The organism is Janthinobacterium sp. SUN100 (assembly GCF_030397705.1).
Lineage (GTDB): Bacteria > Pseudomonadota > Gammaproteobacteria > Burkholderiales > Burkholderiaceae_D > Janthinobacterium > Janthinobacterium kumbetense.
Genome location: NZ_JAPUBU010000004.1, coordinates 572,047 through 588,494, shown reverse-complemented (window position 1 = coordinate 588,494; position 16,448 = coordinate 572,047). Strand labels below are relative to the sequence as shown.

Genomic DNA, 16,448 nt, shown 5'->3' with positions numbered 1-16,448 from the left:
GTAAGGAAATCGCCTGGACTGGCGCGGCGTTCAGGCGGCGACGCGGAAGCGCGACACCGAATTTTTCAGTTCCTGCGCCAGCATCGACAGTTTATGGATCGATTGCGCCGTTTGCTGCGTGCCATCCTGGGTCTGCTCCGTCACGCTCAGGATATGCTGGATATTCAAGGCCACGCCGCTGGCCGAACCGGCCTGCGTGCCGGTGGCGAACGAGATGCCCTGGATCAGTTCAGCCAGGTGTTTCGACACCTGGCTGATATCGTTCAAGGCCGCGCCGGCAGCGTCGGACAGGCGCGCGCCCTCGACCACGCCCTGCGTGGACGTTTCCATCGCCCGCGTCGCATCCTGGGTATCGGCCTGGATGGTGCGCACCAGCGCGCCGATCTGCTTGGCGGCGGCGGCCGAGCGTTCGGCCAGGCGCTGCACTTCCTCGGCGACGACGGAAAAGCCGCGCCCCGCCTCGCCGGCCGAGGCCGCCTGGATGGCGGCGTTCAGCGCCAGCACGTTGGTCTGCTCGGTGATGTCGGAAATGAGCTCGGTGATTTCGCCGATTTCCTGCGACGATTCGCCCAGGCGCTTGATGCGCTTGGACGTATCCTGGATCTGCTCGCGGATTTCATGCATGCCCTTGATGGCGTTTTCCACCGCCGTCGAACCCTGCTGCGCGGCCGCCACCGACTGGCGCGCCACATCGGCCGAGACACTGGCCGATTTCGACACGTCGGTAATCGCATTGGCCATCTTGACCACGGTGGCGCTGACGCCCTGGATTTCGCGCGACTGCTGCTGCGACGCGATCAACAGCTTGCTGGAGATGCTCTGCGCCTGCGTCGAGGCGCGATTGACCTGTTCGGCCGTTGCCGTCACCCGCCCCACCAGGCCGCGCAATTCCTCGACCGTGTAATTGACGGAATCGGCGATGGCGCCCGTGATGTCTTCCGAGACGGTCGCCTGCACCGTCAGGTCGCCGTCGGCGACCTTCTGCAATTCGTTCATCAGGCGCAGGATGGCCGCCTGGTTCTGCTCATTCTTGGCCTTGGCCTGCTCTTCCTTTTCCTGCGACAGCAGACGCAGGATTTCCGCTTCCTGGCGCCGCCGCTCGGCGTCGCGCGTGCGGTTGACGGAGTCCTGCAGCAGCACGCGACCGATGCCGGCCGCCGCGATCAGGGTCAGCAACACGCCGCCGACCATCATCCAGAAGGCGACGCCCAGGGTTTCCTGGTTCACGTGGTACATCTGCTGCAGCAGGGTCAAACGCTGGCGCAGGTCTTCGTTCTCGTTGAAAATCAGCTGTTCGGCGCTTTTCGCCGAGCTGAATTTATCGAGCCGGTCGAGTATCGACGAAACCAGCTTCTGGTAAGTGTCGAAGCTGGCTTTCAGCGCCACCAGCCGGTCGCGCAGTTCGGCGTCGCGCGTGGGCGCCAATTGCAGCGACACGCTGCCATTGAGCAAGCCTTCGACGGCGGTGCGGAAATACGTCGTGTCGCGTCCCAGCGAAAACGCCGTTTCCGAGCTGATGCTGCCCGACGACAGGAACTCGCTGGCGCTGCGGCTCATGCGCTGGCTCAACATCATCAGGCGGCCGATGACGGCCAGGTCGCGCGCATTGCCGCCACGCTGCACCTTGAGCGCGGCAATTTCCTCGGTCTGCGCCAGCAGCGCCGGCGACAGCGCATTCAATTGCTGCAAGGTCTTGTCGAATTCGCCCAGTTCCAGTTTCAGGCGCAAGATGGTGCTGGCCGCGCGGTCGCTGCTGGCCCACTTCTTGCGCGCGTCGGCCACCGCAGCCAATAGGGCGGAACGCGACTCGCCGATATCGCGCCCGTGATACGTACCGCCGCGCAGCATCAGGCGGAAATCCTGATTCAGTTCATTGCGGCTTTCCTCGAGCTGGCGGAAGGCTTCCGGATTGCCTTGCACAGCGTTCGGCGCAGCCTTGCCGATGCGCTGCGAATGCATCAGCGCATCGCTGGCCAGCTGCGTCTGCGCCGAGGCAATATTCCCGCTGCGCGTGTTCAGCCCGACGAACAGCAGGCTGGCGGCCAGGCTCAGGGCCATCACCGTCGACAGGATGCTCAATTGTTTTTGCAGCGGAAAATGGCCGATCAGCGGCAGCTTCCAGTCCCCGGCAGGCGCGCTGGCCAGCGACTTGCGCCGTCCCAGCGCGTCGCGCAGGCGCAGCGGCAGGTCGGCCGTCGATGCCGGCGCTTCCGGAGCGTGCTGCGCTTCGGGCAAGCCGGCCGCCAGGATCGGGGAATGGGCACCCATCAGCAAATATCCTTGTGGTCAGGGAGGCCGTCAAAGCCGGCATCGAGGAAGCGTGCCGACTGCGCCAGCTGCGCCAGGTCCAGGCGCAGCCACTGCTGCCCTTCGCTGTCGCGCAGCGCCTGTGCCGCCCACGATGGGAGCACGCCCTGCGCCGTATCCTGCACGTGCTGCATCGCGCGCAACTGGCGCAAACCCAGCACGCGTTCGACCAGCAATGCGCAATTGAGGCCCAGGCGGGGAGAAAAGGTGATGATGCGGCAGTGATTGCCGGGCGCGCAAGCCGCTTCGCCCATGTAGCGGGCCAGGTCTACGACCCCCGTCAAACGCCCGCGCATGGCCGCCAGGCCCAGATACCAGTCCTGCGCCAGCGGCACACCCTGGATCTGCACACCGGCGGCAATGACGATTTCGCCAAGCTGCGTCAGGTCAAGCAGGCACGGCCGGCCACCGAGCATCACGCCCAGTTCCTTGCGCGCCGCCAGCGCGCCGCTGCGCGCGGCCTGTATCCGCTCGATCAATTGCAGCTGATACTGGCGCAAGCGCCCCTGCCGCGCACCCGTCTCGAAAGATGGCATGGCGGCGGACGGGTAAGCCGCGGTGGATACGCCGTGACCTGGCATCGTCTGCATGCTCAGGAAATCGCGGCGATCTTGGCCAGCAACTCGGCTTCGACCACCGGCTTGACCAGGTAATCGCGCGCGCCCTGGCGCAAGCCCCAGATGCGGTCCGTTTCCTGGCTCTTGCTGGAGCAGATAATCACCGGCACGTCCTGCAGTTCGGGATCGCGCGCGATGGCGCGCGTGATCTGGAAGCCATTCGCACCGGGCATCACCACGTCCATCAGGATCAGGTCGGGCCTGGCCTGCTTGAGTTGCGCCAGCGCGTCGGCGCCGTCCTGCGCCGTGAGGACGGCGTAGCCGGCACGCACCAGGATCTCGCTCAGGTAATAGCGTTCTGTCGGCGAGTCGTCGACGATCAGAATTGTGTGTATGGCCATCTGCTTCCTTGCTGCGTTGTCAATCAATAAAACCACTTACTCAAAATGCCCGGCCAGGTGCAGCCGCACGGCCTCCAGCAGCGCCTCGCGCGCCAGCGGCTTGGCCAGGCAGGCGCTGGCGCCTGCCATGGCGCCGCGCGCGCGGTCGAACAGGCCCTCCTTCGACGACAGCATCAGCACCGGCGTGGCGTGATGCGCCGCGCTGGCCTTGATCAGCGCGCAGGTGCGGTAGCCGTCCAGGCGCGGCATCACAATGTCGCACACGATCAGCGCCGGCCGGCAGTCGGCAATTTTTGCCAGGGCCTCGAAGCCGTTTTCCGCCACCACCACGCGATAACCGGCCTCGCCCAGGATCTTCGCGGCCGCGCTGCGTATCGTCGCGCTGTCGTCGATGACGAGTATCGTGATGCCGGTGCATGCGGCATCGGCCGGCGCCTCGGGCAAAAAGGGACGCGTCATGTGATTATTCGACAATCTTTCATACCATAGCACAGGCTGCCGCGATACCTGCTTGCGGCAGCGGCATCCCATGGACTGCGATCAATTACAGCGCCACCATCTCGAAATCATCCTTGCGCGCACCGCATTCAGGGCAGGTCCAGTTCATCGGAACATCGGCCCAACGCGTGCCCGGAGCGATGTCTTCGTCGGGCAGGCCGGCCGCTTCATCATAAACCCAGCCGCAAATAAGACACATCCACGTTTGGAATTGCTGCGTTGTTTCGTTGCTACTCACGTTCTGCCACCCTTCAATCAAGTAAAATGCTGAATTAGGTATCTTAATCTACCCGCCGTGCAAAACCAAACTTCTCCCCTCATATTAAGCTTCGGCGTGTCCGATCCGGTCGGCGCGATCGGCATCCAGGCCGACCTGGCCACGTTTTCAGCCTTCGGCTGCCATGGCCTGTCCGTCACCACCGGCCTGCTGATCAGTGATACGGCGCGCGTGGAAGACGTGCAGGCGGTCGATCCTGACTGGGTTTCCGACCAGGCGCGCGTGCTGCTGGAAGACATGTCCGTGGCCGCCATCAAGATCGGCGCGCTGGGCAGCGTGGAAAACGTCACGGCCATCGCCGAAATCGTCTCCGACTATCCGAACGTGCCGCTGATCCTCGACCCCTTCATTTCGGCGCTGCCGGAACAGGGCATGGACGACGAAGACATCCTCACTGCCGTGCGCCAGCTGCTGATCCCGCAAACGACCCTGCTGGTGCTCTCGCCGGTGGAACTGGAACGCCTGGCCGAGACCTGGCGCGACGCCGATCCGGACGACACCCTGCAAAACGACGTCGACTATCTGGTGGCCCTGGGCTGCGAATACGTGCTCGTCACCGGCATGCCGGCCGACGCCAGCAAATCCGGCACGGCCGAAGGCAAGCTGCGCGCCAATACCCTGTTTGGCGAGGACGGCGTCGTGCGCCACGACGAATGGCAGCACCTGCCCGGCATCTTCAACGGCGCCGGCAGCACCCTGTCGGCCGCGGCCACCGCCCTGCTGGCCCTGGCGGAAAACGAAGACGATGTGCCGCAGGTGGTCGTGGCGGCGCAGGAATTCACCACCGGCGCACTGGCCCACGCACAGCGCCACGGCATGGGCAAGCTGGTGCCGAACCGGCTGTTCCGGCAGCAGCGCCCGCGCGGCGGCCAATAGACACAGACCAGACGACACAGACAACGATCCACTTTCAAGGCACGATTATCATGACGACGACTTCACAGAACGACATCCTGTTTACCCGCGCACAAAAAACCACGCCAGGCGGCGTCAATTCGCCCGTGCGCGCCTTCCGCTCCGTGGGCGGCACGCCGCGCTTCATCACGCGCGCCGAAGGCCCGTACTTCTGGGACGCGGATGGCAAGCGCTATATCGACTACATCGGCTCCTGGGGCCCGGCCATCGTCGGCCATGCCCATCCTGAAGTAGTGAAAGCGGTGCAGGATGCGGCCGCGCTGGGCCTGTCGTTCGGCGCGCCGACCGAAGGCGAAGTGCTGATGGCCGAGGAAATCACGCGCCTGGTGCCGTCGATCGAGCAGGTACGCCTGGTGTCGTCGGGCACGGAAGCGACCATGAGCGCCCTGCGCCTGGCGCGCGGCGCCACGGGGCGCGACAAGATCGTCAAATTCGAAGGCTGCTACCACGGCCACGCCGATTCGCTGCTGGTGAAAGCGGGCAGCGGACTGCTCACCTTCGGCAACCCGACGTCGGCCGGCGTGCCGGAAGATTTCGTGAAACACACGCTGGTCCTCGACTATAACAACGTGGAACAGTTGAAAGACGCCTTCGACAGCTTCGGCGCGGAAATCGCCTGCGTCATCGTCGAACCCGTGGCCGGCAACATGAACCTGGTGAAAGCCACCCCGGCATTCCTGCAGGCGATGCGCGAACTGTGCACGCAGCACGGCGCCCTGCTCATTTTCGATGAAGTCATGTGCGGCCTGCGCGTGGCCCTGGGCGGCGCGCAGGCGCTGTACGGCATCCAGCCGGACCTCACGGCGCTGGGCAAGGTGATCGGCGGCGGCATGCCGGTGGCGGCCTTCGGCGGCAGCGCGGCGCTGATGCACCATATGGCGCCGCTGGGCGCCGTCTACCAGGCCGGTACCTTGTCCGGCAACCCCGTCGCCGTGGCGGCCGGCATGGCCACCTTGAAACTGATCCAGCAGCCTGGCTTCTACGAGCAGCTGGGCGCCACGGCCAAGCGCCTGGCCGAAGGCCTGACGGCCGCCGCCAAGGAAGCGGGCGTGGTCTTCTGCGCCGACTATATCGGCGGCATGTTCGGCATTTATTTCAGCGCCACCCCACCGACCAGCTACGCGGAAATGATGGCGGGCGACCGCAGCAAGTTCAATGCCTTCTTCCACGCCATGCTGGACGAAGGCGTGTACTTCGCGCCAGCCGCCTTCGAGGCAGGCTTCGTCTCGGCGCAGCACGACGATGCCGTCATCGACGCCACCATCGCTGCCGCACGCAAGGTGTTTGCCAAGCTCGCGTAAAGTTACACCGCCGCGGTGTCCATCACCGCGGCCACCAGCGCCGGCAGGCTGGCCATGTCGCTGAACACGACATGCGCGCCAGCCGCCTTCAGGCGCGCTTCCTGGCCGGCGGCGATATGCCCGCCGCCAATGAATCCCAATACCGTCATGCCCGCCGCCACGGCGGCCGTCACGCCCGTGACGCTGTCTTCCAGCACCAGGCACTGGCCAGGCGGCACGCCGAAAGCAGCCGCCGCTGCCAGGTACAGGCCCGGATGCGGCTTGGCGTGACCCACCAGGTCCGGCGTGAAGACGCGCTTGTCGAACAGCGGCGCCATGCTAGTCCGCTCGAGCGATGACAGCACGCGCGCGCTGACGCTGTTCGAGGCCACAGCCTTGGGCAGGGGAATGGCGGCCAGCGCCTGCGCCACGCCGGGCACGGCGCGCAACTGCGCATCGCAGGCCACATCGACGGCGTTGCCGATGGCCATGATCTCGTCGGCCGGCAATTGCGGCAAGCCCAGCTCCTTGTAGATGTCCTGCATCAGCGGCACCAGGCGCTGGCCCAGGCGCGGCTCGATCAAGCCCTGCAGGGTGACGCCCTCGGGCAGGTTGGGCAGGCGCGGCCCCAGCAATTCCAGCAGCGCTTGCAGGGCCACGGCCTCGCTGTCGACCAGCACGCCGTCGCAGTCGCTGATCAGGTGGGTAAAGCGCGTTGGGATGGTGGCGGTATCAGGCATGGACTCTCCAGAAGGCAACAGTGACGGGAAATGCGGCGGCCAGCCGGCCAAGGCTGGCATCGCAACGATCATAGGTGGAACAGGCGGACGCTACCACGCAGAAAACGTCTGAATGACGATACTTTTCTGCCAAAGGCAGCCAACGGGAAAAGAATCGGGCATCAGGCAAGCGGCTACGCGCAAATACCAATTCAATACCACGCAATACCAGTGATTATCGCTGATTTTTGAAATTGCTGCGCTCGCATTGAAATCCGGACAAGATCCGGTGGTAGCGCCGGGGCGCGGACGCGTCCCGGCGACAAGGGCTTATTTCAGCCAGCCGCGGTGGCGGAAGTACAGGAAGGGGGCGATGGCGCTGGTGACCATCAGGCCCCAGGCCCACGGATAGCCGAACGACCATTCCAGTTCCGGCATCAGCTTGAAGTTCATGCCGTACACGCTGGCGATCAGGGTAGGCGGCAGGAAGGCCACGCTGGCCACCGAGAAGATCTTGATGATCTTGTTCTGGTTGATGTTGATGAAACCGACGGTGGCATCCATCAGGAAGTTGATCTTATCAAACAGGAAAGACGTGTGGCCGTCGAGCGATTCGATGTCGCGCAAGATCTGCCGCGCTTCCTCGAACTGCTCGGAATTGAGCAAGCGGCCGCGCATCAGGAAACTCACGGCGCGACGCGTATCCATCATGTTGCGGCGTATGCGGCCATTCAAATCTTCCTCGTGGGCAATGGCATTCAGCGCTTCGGCCGCGTGCGCATCCGTAAATTCCTTTTGCAGCACGCGCGTGCTGACTTCTTCCAGGTTCTGGTAGATGCCTTCGAGCACGTCGGCCGAGTATTCGGCATCGGTGGCGTACAGGTCGAGCAGCACGTCCATGTAGTCGGCAATCGAGCCTGGCCGCGAACGGGCACGCATGCGCACCAGGCGGAACACGGGCAAGTCGTCCGTATGCATGGAAAACAGGATCTTGCGGGCAAGAATGAAGGCTACCGTGATGACGCGCGACGGGCCGTCGTCTTCTTCGCGCAGGAAGTCTGTGCGCAGATGCAAGTCGCCGTTTTCCGCTTCGTAATAGCGGGCCGACGCTTCAATATCCTTGACTTCGTCTTCGCCCGGCAAGGTGACGTTGTAGATGGCCTTGACCCAGGCCCGTTCATCATCGGTGGGGTCGGTCAGGTCGACCCACACCGGTTCGGCATTTTCGAGGTCTGCGCGGCTGTCGATCGGCACCTGGTTGAGCCGGCCATTCTGTAATACAAAGACATTGATCATGCGCGCTCTCAGCCGGATGTTGGGTTATCGTGATGTGCTGGCGCTGGCGCCAAAAATGAAAACAGCGCAAGTGTACCCGCAAAGGCCTTTTCACGACCACCCCCGGCACCGCTTTTTCACGGAAAAAGTGCGGCGTTGCACCAACCGGGCCGATTAAGATGCTGCGCCGCAATAATGCCAATCAGGCAGCCTTGATTTTATGCAAAGAAATTCCGCTATCCTCAAGGCAATTCCGCCGCCCCCATGCGGCGCAGGATGACACTGGTACGCCGGTTCAGGTAGCCCGTATCGCGGTGACGGTCATAATAGCGGGGATTCGGCAGCATCACGGCCAGTTTTGCCGCCTGTCCGGCGCTCAGACCCGCCGCGCTGACCCGGTAATAGTGGCGTCCGGCCGCTTCGGCGCCAAAGATGCCCGTGCCAAATTCCACCACATTCAAATAGATCTCGAAAATGCGCTGCTTCTCCATCAGGCTTTCCAGCATATACGTGATGATCAATTCCTGGCCCTTGCGCACATAGCTGCGCGAGCCGGACAGGAACAGATTCTTCGCCAGTTGCTGCGTGATGGTGGAGCCGCCCGCCACGACCTTCTGCTTCTTGCTGTTTTTTTCATATGCCTTTTGCAAGGCTTCCCAGTCCACGCCTTCGTGCTCGGAAAAATTCGCGTCTTCCGAGGCGATGATGGCCCGTTTCAGGTTGTTCGAAATGCGGTTGTACGGCACCCACGTCTGCTGGATGGTGGCATTGGGATTCTTGTCCTGCAAGACAGACAACTGTTCGCGCATGAAAGCCGTGCTGGACGGGTTATGGTCGACCCACCACCAGATTTGCAGGAAGAAATACAGTTGCACGACGATAAACGCCAGCACGGGCAGGATGAACAGCCACTTGATCCAGCCGTAGCGGCTGCCGCTGCGGCGCTGGCCCTTCTTGCCGGCGCTCACAGGGCACTGCGCAATTGCGCCAGCAAATCCTGCGTCTGCGGCCGCACGCCGCGCCACACGTAAAACGCTTCGGCCGCCTGCTCCACCAGCATGCCCAGGCCGTCGCGGACCTGCGCGCCATGCTGGGCGGCAAAGTCCATGAAGACGGTGGGCTGGGCGCCGTACATCATGTCCAGCGCCAGGGTGTGGCGGCCGAAAATACCCGGCGGCACGGGCGGCAAGTCGCCCGCCAAGCTGGCCGAAGTGGCATTAATGACGATATCGAACTGGCCATCGGGCTGCGCGAAACCGCCGGCGCGCAGCTGCCCGGGGTGCGCCAGCGCGTCGGCAAATTGCGCCACCAGCGCCTCGGCCGTGGCCACGGTGCGGTTGGCAATGAACATTTCCTGCGGCCCCTGCTCCAGCAAGGGCAGCACGACGCCGCGCGCCGCGCCGCCGGCGCCCAGCAGCAGGATGCGCTTGCCCGCGACGCTCATGCCCGCGTTGCGCACAATGTCCGCCACCAGGCCCGCGCCATCGGTATTGTCGCCAAGAATGGTTTCATTATCGAAACGCAGGGTATTGACGGCGCCGGCCGCTTGCGCACGCGGCGTCAACTCGGTGGCCAGCGCGCACGCGTCCAGTTTAAAGGGCACCGTCACGTTCGCGCCCTTGCCGCCCTCGGCGGCAAACGTACGGGCCGCCAGCGCAAAACCGTCGAGCGGCGCCAGCCGGCGATCGTAGACCATGGCTTGCCCTGTCTGCAAGGCAAACGCGGCGTGGATCAAAGGGGACTTGCTGTGGGCGATAGGATTGCCGAAGACGCAATATTGATCGGGATGAATGTTTTGCTTGCTCAATTGCTGCCGCCAGTCAGGTTAGCTTCCATTTTTTCTTCGCGCGTAAATTTGAAGCGGGTGATGACGACCCACAGGTCATCCTTGTCACTCGACAACATATTCGGTGGAAAACGGCCATACGGCGCCGCGCGGCGCACGATGGCCAGGGCCGCCGCATCCAGCGCCGGGTTGCCCGAGCTTTTTTCCACGCGGGCGCCGCCTTCCTTCTGGTAAATCGTGCCGTCCTGGAAGATGGGGATATAGACGACCAGTTCGCCATACATCTTGCGGCCATTCTTTTGCGGGAAATTCAGGGTGCCGATTTCCTCGATGCGCTTTTGCAGGGTCTTGTAATACATGGCATAGCCGACTTCCTGCGTGCTGGGCGTAATAAAAGTCTTGCGCGGACGTTTATTTTGGTCTTCCACGGTCTGGCTGATTTCGGCCGCCATGCGCGCGATGGCCTTGCTGCTTTCCATCAAGTCCGAGCCGCTGGCCAGGGGATTGGGCTTGTCCTTTTCCGTGACGGGCGCGGCGCTGTAAGGCGTCGGCTTGGCCGCCTGCGTCAGCAATTCCTGCTGTTTTTGTTCCAGTTCGGCAATGCGCCGGGCGCTGGCCTTGACGCTGTCGCCCTCTTCCACCTTGCGCATGTCGGGCAAGGGCGACTTGGCGCGCCCCTTATCGGCCTGTCCACCACCGTCGAGGTTGGCTTGCGCCAGCGCCTCGGCCTTCAGCGGCTTGTTCGCATGCTTGGCATTGACCAGGATCACTTCCAGGCCGGGATCGGTAGCCACGGCCCGCTGCGGCGGCGGGGCGACAAAATGCATCGCCAGCAAGGCGCCGTGCGCCAGCAGCGAGACCGCCACGGCTATCATCAGGAAACGATTCTCTCGGAAAGACTTCACGCGCAACCCAGTTCGCAACAAGCACAAGATACAAGATGGCTGAATTCTACGTCAAAGGGCGGTGCCGGCAACAGTTTTCAGCACCGCCTGATGGCCTGACGGACGCCTTACTTGACCCCGGGTTCGCTGACCACGTCTTCGCTGGCCAGTTCCGCCACTTCCGCCTCGGCGTCGCTGACCTGGTTGGCCGCTTCCGGCGATGCTTCCGGCGCCACATCGCCCTCGTCTGCGCCTTCGTCGCCCGCATCTTCCTCGTAGTCCAGCTCGGCGTCGTCGGCCGCCGCGTCCGGCACGGCGGCGATTTCCAGCAGGCGCGCTTCGATGCTCAGGTCGACTTCATCCCAGCGCAGCAAGTCCAGTTTCACCTGGGCGCCGCGCGCCACCGATGGCATGCCCGGCAGCTTGATGACCAGCGGAATGTCGACCAGGCGCAGGATTTCATCCTTCAAGACGACGGCATCGACCTGGCGCGCGTTTTCCTGGTGCAGCCAGCGCAAGCACCAGTAGCGTTCCATGTTCGACTGGAAATCGCCATACGCGGCATATGCGGCGTCGAAGGCGGAGACGATGGCGAACAAATTCGCGTCGCGCGGCTTGAACGGCGCCACCAGCGGAGCCGTCACGCCATGCTCGGCGCAAGCGATGATTTGCCACTGGTTCACCAGGTCCGTGTAGCGGCGCAAGGGCGAGGTGCTCCACGCGTATTGATCCACGCCCAGGCCCTGGTGCGGCGCCGCATGGGTGACCATGCGCACCTGCATCTTTGCCGCCCAGCTATTGCCACTGCCGCCGCCCTGGCTGCGGTAGATGCCCGGCACGCCATGGTCGTGCAGCATCTTGCCCCAGGTACTGTTGGCAAAAATCATCAATTCGGCGACGATCTTGTCCAGCGGCGCGCCACGCTTGCGGCGCGCCACGGTGACAATGTCATTTTCCACATAGAAATTGAAATCGACGCGGTTATTCTGTTCCGGCTTCAAGCCAAACGCTTCGCGCTTTTTCATGCGGCCCTGTTCCAGCTGCTGCGCCCATTGCCACAACACAGCAAAATCGGCCTTGTGCGGATACTCGCCTTCACCGCTGGCCAGGGTTTCCTCGTTGACCAGGTCGTCCAGCTGGTTATGGCGCAAATTGCTGGCGATCGGCACCAGTTCCGCGCGCGTGTGCGTGCTGACAACTGCCCAGTCCGCTTTCGGGTCCAGCGTGGCGTACAGCGACAGCGCCGGGCACGTCGTGCCTTCCGCGAGCGTGAAAGCATTCACGATTTCATCCGGCAGCATGGTGATCTTGTCGCCCGGCATATAGACGGTCGACATGCGCTGGCGCGCCATCTTGTCGATCACGTCTTCCGGGCGGATGCCCAGGCCCGGCGCGGCGATGTGAATACCTACTTTCACGGTGCCATCCGGCAACGGTTGCACGGAGAAGGCATCGTCGATCTCGGTGGTGGTCACGTCGTCGATCGAGAAGGCGGCCACGTCGGCCAGCGGCAGCTTGGCCGTCACGGATGGCACGGGCACGCTCGGGAAGCCGGCGCCTTTCGGGAAATTCTCGAAGAGGAATTTCGACAGGTGCAAGTCTTTCGGCGAAGCAATACCACCGACGGCCAGCATCAGGCGCGGCGGCGTCGTGTGCAATTCCGTGCACGCCGCTTCCAGCGCCTTGTATTCGATGGTGTTCTTGTCCGGCTTGAACAGCAGTTGCAGCACCATCGGCTGCATCGAGGCAGGCAAGCGGTTCTGTTTCAGCTCTTCCACATACGCGGCTTGCACCAGCGCCTGCTGTTTTTTCTTTTCGATGCCGGCCAGGGCCGCCTTCAAGGACGTCTCCGGCGCCGCCTTGTAGCGGCCACGGCCCTTCTTGTAGAAATACACGGGCGCCGAATGCAGGGCCAAGATCAGGCCGGCAGCTTCCGGCGGCAATGGTGCGTGACCGAAATACTCGGCACCCAGCTCGGCAAAGCCGAACTCGTCTTCGCCTGCCACTTCCCACAGGAAATCGAGGTCAATCTCGGCAGCAACAGTCTTGGCTTGCTCCAGCAGCTCGGCCGGGGACGGCTTTTCATACTGCAGCAGCACATCCTTGACCTTGACCTTGGTGCGCTTGCCGCTGGCCATTTCGACCTGGTACGCTTCACCCGCTTGCGACAGGACCGTGCCGACCTTGAAATCGCCGGATTCTTCAAAAAATAGATTCATTGTTATGCTTTGTTTATTAATGTGTCGGTTGCAACGGTGCGAGTGACGGACGTCAACTCCAGCACCGCCGGCAAAAATACTTCGGTTACCAGCAGCACCCCCTGGTGACGCTGGTACAGGCAGCGGCGGGCAAAAAACAGCGACTTGTCATCGACGCGCTGCCCTTCCCCTGCCAGCGCCACCTGCGCCCGCTGCACCAGCGGGTGCCCGGCGCGCAAGCGGGCAAATTCCAGTTCACCGCGCCGTACCATGCGGTCGCCAAACAGGGTCGTGCCCAGCGAACGCTCGCCCAGCGCGGAAAACAAGGGCCAGTCCGTGGCCGTCGCCTGCATGGGCACGACGGTATGGCCAAACACGGCCGGTTTATTATCACAACGCAACAGCACTTCGCGTTCCCACACCCGGCCCGCACGGTGCAAACCGATGATGGCGGCCTCGTCGGTCAAACAGCGCGATGTTTCCTGATGCAAACATTGCACGCGGAACGCGCTGCTATGCGCTTTCAGCTTGGCCGTCAGCGAACCGCCGCCCGTCAGCCAGTGGCGCAAGGCCTGTGGCGCATTGACGGCATTCACGTGCGCATGCCATTGCGCTTGGCGCAGCGAACCTGGCCTCACCGGGCAGAGTCCGCGTCAATGCCGCAAAAGGCCAGCACGGGCGCCAGGTAATCGGCAAATTCGCTGATGCCATGGTCGCTGCCATCGATGACGCACTGCTGCGCCCCCTGATAATGCGCCACCATGTCGCGGTAGTCGAGTACTTCATCGCCGGTGGCGGCAATCAGGAAATAGCGTTGCGGCTGCGTAATTTTCTCTACAGCAAACGTGCGCAGCTCATCGATGTATTCGCGCTTGAACTCGAATGGCTTGTCCGAATGGAATTCGGTCGTCACGCCCACATGTTGTTCCAGGTCAATAAGGGGAACAATCGCCGGATTGAGCAGCACGGCGCGGCAACCGAGCTGTTCGGCCAGCCAGGTGGCGTAATAGCCGCCCAGCGAGGAGCCGATAATCGTCAGGTCGGCCGGCGCCACATCCTTGACCAGCGACAAGGCCAGCTCGATGGCCAGCTTGGGCGAGGCCGGCAACTGCGGGCACAGCCATTCTGCTTCGCGGCCCAGCGCCTGCATCTGCGCGGCCAGCAGGCGCGACTTCATCGACAGGGGCGACGAGCGAAATCCATGCAGGTACAGAATCATCGGCCCAGCGCCTCCAGCAACTTCTGGTGCACGCCGCCAAAGCCGCCGTTGCTCATGACGACGATCTGGTCGCCGGGACGGGCGGCAGCTGCCACGGCCGCTACCAGCGCATCGATGTCTTCGTAGGCGCTGGCAATCTGGCCCAGCGGCGCCAGCGCGTCGCCCAGGCTCCAGCCCAACGCGGCATGGCTGCCGAAACCGAAGACCAGGTCGGCATCCTTCAGGCTGCCGGGCAGCGCATCTTTCATGGCGCCCAGCTTCATGGTGTTCGAACGCGGTTCCAGCACGGCCAGGATGCGGGCGCTGGCGCCGATTTTTTGCCGCAAGCCGCCCACGGTGGTGGCAATGGCCGTCGGGTGATGCGCGAAATCGTCGTACACGGTAATGTTGTTGACCACGCCGCGCACTTCCATGCGGCGCTTGACGCTCTCGAACGTGGCCAGCGAGGCGCACGCCTGGGCGATGTGCACGCCCACGTGGCGCGCGGCGGCGATGGCCGCCAGCGCATTGCTGCGGTTGTGCTTACCCGTGAGCGCCCACGCCACATGGCCTTCCTGCTGGCCATTGAAGTACACGTCGAAGCTGCCATCGGCCCGCTCTTGCAGTTGCCAATTGGCATCTTGACCGAAACTTTCTTTTTCGCTCCAGCAACCGCGCGCCAGCACGCGCTGCAGCGACGCTTCGTCGCCGTTGAACACGAGGCGGCCGATGCCGGGCACGGTACGTACCAGATGGTGGAATTGCGTCTCGATCGCGTGCAGATCGGGGAAGATGTCGGCGTGATCATATTCCAGGTTATTCATGATGGCCGTCTTCGCGTGGTAATGCACGAACTTGCTGCGCTTGTCGAAGAAAGCCGTGTCGTATTCATCGGCTTCGATGACGAAGAAGTCCGAATCGGCGCTCTTGCCGTCGATCTTGCCGCTGAGGCGGGCGGAAATGCCAAAGTTCATCGGCACGCCGCCGATCAGGAAGCCCGGCGCGTAGCCCGCGTCTTCGAGTATCCAGGCCAGCATGGCCGACGTTGTCGTCTTGCCATGCGTGCCGGCCACGGCCAGCACCCACTTGTTGCGCAAGATGTGTTCGCCGATCCACTGGGGGCCGGACACATACGGCAGGCTGCGGTTGAGGATTTCTTCCACCAGCGGGTTGCCGCGCGAGACCACATTGCCAATCACATACAAATCCGGGTTCAGCTTGGTTTGTTCCGGATCAAAGCCTTGGATCAGTTCGATTCCCTGCGATTCCAGCTGGGTGCTCATCGGCGGATACACGTTGGCATCGCAACCAGTGACTTTATGGCCGGCTTCCTTGGCCAGGACAGCCAGGCCGCCCATGAAGGTACCGCAAATGCCGAGAATATGAATATGCATGTGATCAGTGCGAAAGGTGCACGCTTAAGTAAGTAAGACGGTGAGATAAAAAACAGCAAGTGCAGGATTTTACCTGACGCCATGACTTTTTCCGCTTCGGAGTATCATCTCGTTCATGACGAACGATGCATTTGACGATAGCGCGCAGTTGCGCCTGGAAATCGCCGCCGCTGCCGCGCGCCTCGTGGCGCAGGATGGCGCCGACTATGGCAGCGCCAAGCGCAAGGCGGCGCGGCAAGTCTTGGGCGACGCGCCGAACCGCCCCAATATCTTGCCGGACAACGACATGATCGAAGAACAGGTGCGGCAATACAATGCCCTGTTCCTGGCCGACAGCCAGCCGGCGCGATTGTTCCAGCTGCGCACGATTGCGCTGCAGGTGATGGAAGCGTTGCAACAATTTCATCCCCTGCTCAGCGGCCCCGTGCTCAATGGCACGGCCGGCCCCCACGACGAGATCTATTTGCAGCTGTTTGCCGAGAGCGCCAAGGACATCCACATCTTCTTGCTGAATAAAAATGTCGTGCTCGACATGTCGGAAAGCCCGCATTTCAAGGGAGCGCGTTATGATGCAGTCGAGACAGCCAGTTTCTTGTGGAAAAACGAAGGCGTGCACGCGGCCATGTATGAACTCGACGACATGCGCGGCGCGCTGAAAGCCAAGGCGGATGGAAAAGTGCTGCGCACCGACATCGCCGGGCTGCGCAGCCTGCTGGCCGCCAGCCTCGCCGACGGCGTGCCGGCTGCCGACTAACATTG

18 protein-coding genes are annotated in these 16,448 nt (G+C 62.9%); 4 read left to right on the top strand and 14 right to left on the bottom strand.

The features are described from left to right. Positions 1-30: 30 nt before the first annotated feature. The 5 genes from O0881_RS22730 to O0881_RS22710 form a co-directional block, all read right to left on the bottom strand. The gene (locus O0881_RS22730) at positions 31-2,268 is read right to left on the bottom strand and encodes a methyl-accepting chemotaxis protein (RefSeq protein WP_289913197.1); all 2,238 of its coding nucleotides are present in this window, start codon (positions 2,266-2,268) and stop codon (positions 31-33) included. Beyond that, entirely contained in the window at positions 2,268-2,897 is a 630-nt protein-coding gene (locus tag O0881_RS22725; RefSeq protein WP_289903526.1) for a chemotaxis protein CheW, read from the bottom strand. Before O0881_RS22725 ends, O0881_RS22730 begins: the two co-directional genes overlap by 1 nt. A 2-nt stretch (positions 2,898-2,899) precedes the next feature. Further along, positions 2,900-3,265: a response regulator gene (locus tag O0881_RS22720; RefSeq protein WP_077408483.1), complete on the bottom strand. Its 366-nt coding sequence runs from the start codon at positions 3,263-3,265 to the stop codon at positions 2,900-2,902. A gap of 36 nt (positions 3,266-3,301) precedes the next feature. Then, positions 3,302-3,724, bottom strand: coding sequence for a response regulator (locus O0881_RS22715; protein ID WP_289913196.1), 423 nt, complete (start codon positions 3,722-3,724; stop codon positions 3,302-3,304). Positions 3,725-3,809: 85 nt separating this feature from the next. Continuing rightward, positions 3,810-3,962: a rubredoxin gene (locus O0881_RS22710; protein WP_010401308.1), complete on the bottom strand. Its 153-nt coding sequence runs from the start codon at positions 3,960-3,962 to the stop codon at positions 3,810-3,812. Positions 3,963-4,058: 96 nt separating this feature from the next. Between O0881_RS22710 and O0881_RS22705 the strand changes: the two genes are divergently transcribed. Together O0881_RS22705 and hemL are read left to right on the top strand one after the other, a co-directional pair. Continuing rightward, entirely contained in the window at positions 4,059-4,916 is an 858-nt protein-coding gene (locus tag O0881_RS22705; RefSeq protein ID WP_289900301.1) for a hydroxymethylpyrimidine/phosphomethylpyrimidine kinase, read from the top strand. A gap of 50 nt (positions 4,917-4,966) precedes the next feature. After that, positions 4,967-6,256 (top strand): glutamate-1-semialdehyde 2,1-aminomutase, encoded by a 1,290-nt coding sequence (hemL, locus tag O0881_RS22700; protein ID WP_099666534.1) that lies wholly within the window; start codon positions 4,967-4,969, stop codon positions 6,254-6,256. Positions 6,257-6,258: 2 nt separating this feature from the next. Here hemL and O0881_RS22695 read toward each other — a convergent pair whose 3' ends face one another. Both O0881_RS22695 and corA read right to left on the bottom strand, forming a co-directional pair. Continuing rightward, entirely contained in the window at positions 6,259-6,975 is a 717-nt protein-coding gene (locus tag O0881_RS22695; protein WP_099666533.1) for an HAD-IA family hydrolase, read from the bottom strand. A 309-nt stretch (positions 6,976-7,284) separates the two neighbouring features. Continuing rightward, positions 7,285-8,250 carry a magnesium/cobalt transporter CorA gene (gene corA, locus O0881_RS22690; protein WP_077408488.1) on the bottom strand — a complete coding sequence of 322 codons (966 nt, stop codon included), beginning with the start codon at positions 8,248-8,250 and terminating at the stop codon, positions 7,285-7,287. On the opposite strand from corA, the gene O0881_RS22685 reads away from it, so the two are divergent. Next, a complete protein-coding gene (locus O0881_RS22685) occupies positions 8,249-8,407 on the top strand; it encodes a hypothetical protein (protein WP_161789554.1) in 159 nt (52 codons plus the stop codon). The genes corA and O0881_RS22685 overlap by 2 nt on opposite strands. Positions 8,408-8,471: 64 nt before the next feature. On the opposite strand, the gene mtgA is transcribed toward O0881_RS22685, so the two are convergent. The 7 genes from mtgA to mpl form a co-directional block, all read right to left on the bottom strand. After that, complete coding sequence (mtgA, locus tag O0881_RS22680) at positions 8,472-9,197, bottom strand: monofunctional biosynthetic peptidoglycan transglycosylase (RefSeq protein WP_289913193.1); 726 nt, start codon at positions 9,195-9,197, stop codon at positions 8,472-8,474. Then, positions 9,194-10,036 (bottom strand): shikimate dehydrogenase, encoded by an 843-nt coding sequence (aroE, locus tag O0881_RS22675; protein WP_289913190.1) that lies wholly within the window; start codon positions 10,034-10,036, stop codon positions 9,194-9,196. Before aroE ends, mtgA begins: the two co-directional genes overlap by 4 nt. Continuing rightward, positions 10,033-10,890 carry a TonB family protein gene (locus tag O0881_RS22670; RefSeq protein WP_289913189.1) on the bottom strand — a complete coding sequence of 286 codons (858 nt, stop codon included), beginning with the start codon at positions 10,888-10,890 and terminating at the stop codon, positions 10,033-10,035. The genes aroE and O0881_RS22670 overlap by 4 nt, the downstream gene beginning before the upstream one ends. A 137-nt stretch (positions 10,891-11,027) precedes the next feature. Continuing rightward, complete coding sequence (locus tag O0881_RS22665) at positions 11,028-13,118, bottom strand: RNB domain-containing ribonuclease (protein ID WP_289913188.1); 2,091 nt, start codon at positions 13,116-13,118, stop codon at positions 11,028-11,030. Positions 13,119-13,120: 2 nt separating this feature from the next. Next, the gene (locus O0881_RS22660; protein WP_289913187.1) at positions 13,121-13,735 is read right to left on the bottom strand and encodes a chorismate lyase; all 615 of its coding nucleotides are present in this window, start codon (positions 13,733-13,735) and stop codon (positions 13,121-13,123) included. Next, positions 13,732-14,316, bottom strand: coding sequence for a YqiA/YcfP family alpha/beta fold hydrolase (locus O0881_RS22655; RefSeq protein WP_289913186.1), 585 nt, complete (start codon positions 14,314-14,316; stop codon positions 13,732-13,734). Before O0881_RS22655 ends, O0881_RS22660 begins: the two co-directional genes overlap by 4 nt. Further along, positions 14,313-15,689, bottom strand: a complete 1,377-nt coding sequence (gene mpl, locus O0881_RS22650) for a UDP-N-acetylmuramate:L-alanyl-gamma-D-glutamyl-meso-diaminopimelate ligase (protein WP_289913185.1) — start codon at positions 15,687-15,689, stop codon at positions 14,313-14,315. Before mpl ends, O0881_RS22655 begins: the two co-directional genes overlap by 4 nt. Before the next feature lie 115 nt (positions 15,690-15,804). Here mpl and O0881_RS22645 point away from each other — a divergent pair, with 115 nt between their 5' ends. After that, complete coding sequence (locus tag O0881_RS22645; RefSeq protein WP_035822115.1) at positions 15,805-16,443, top strand: hypothetical protein; 639 nt, start codon at positions 15,805-15,807, stop codon at positions 16,441-16,443. The last annotated feature ends 5 nt before the right edge of the window (positions 16,444-16,448 follow it).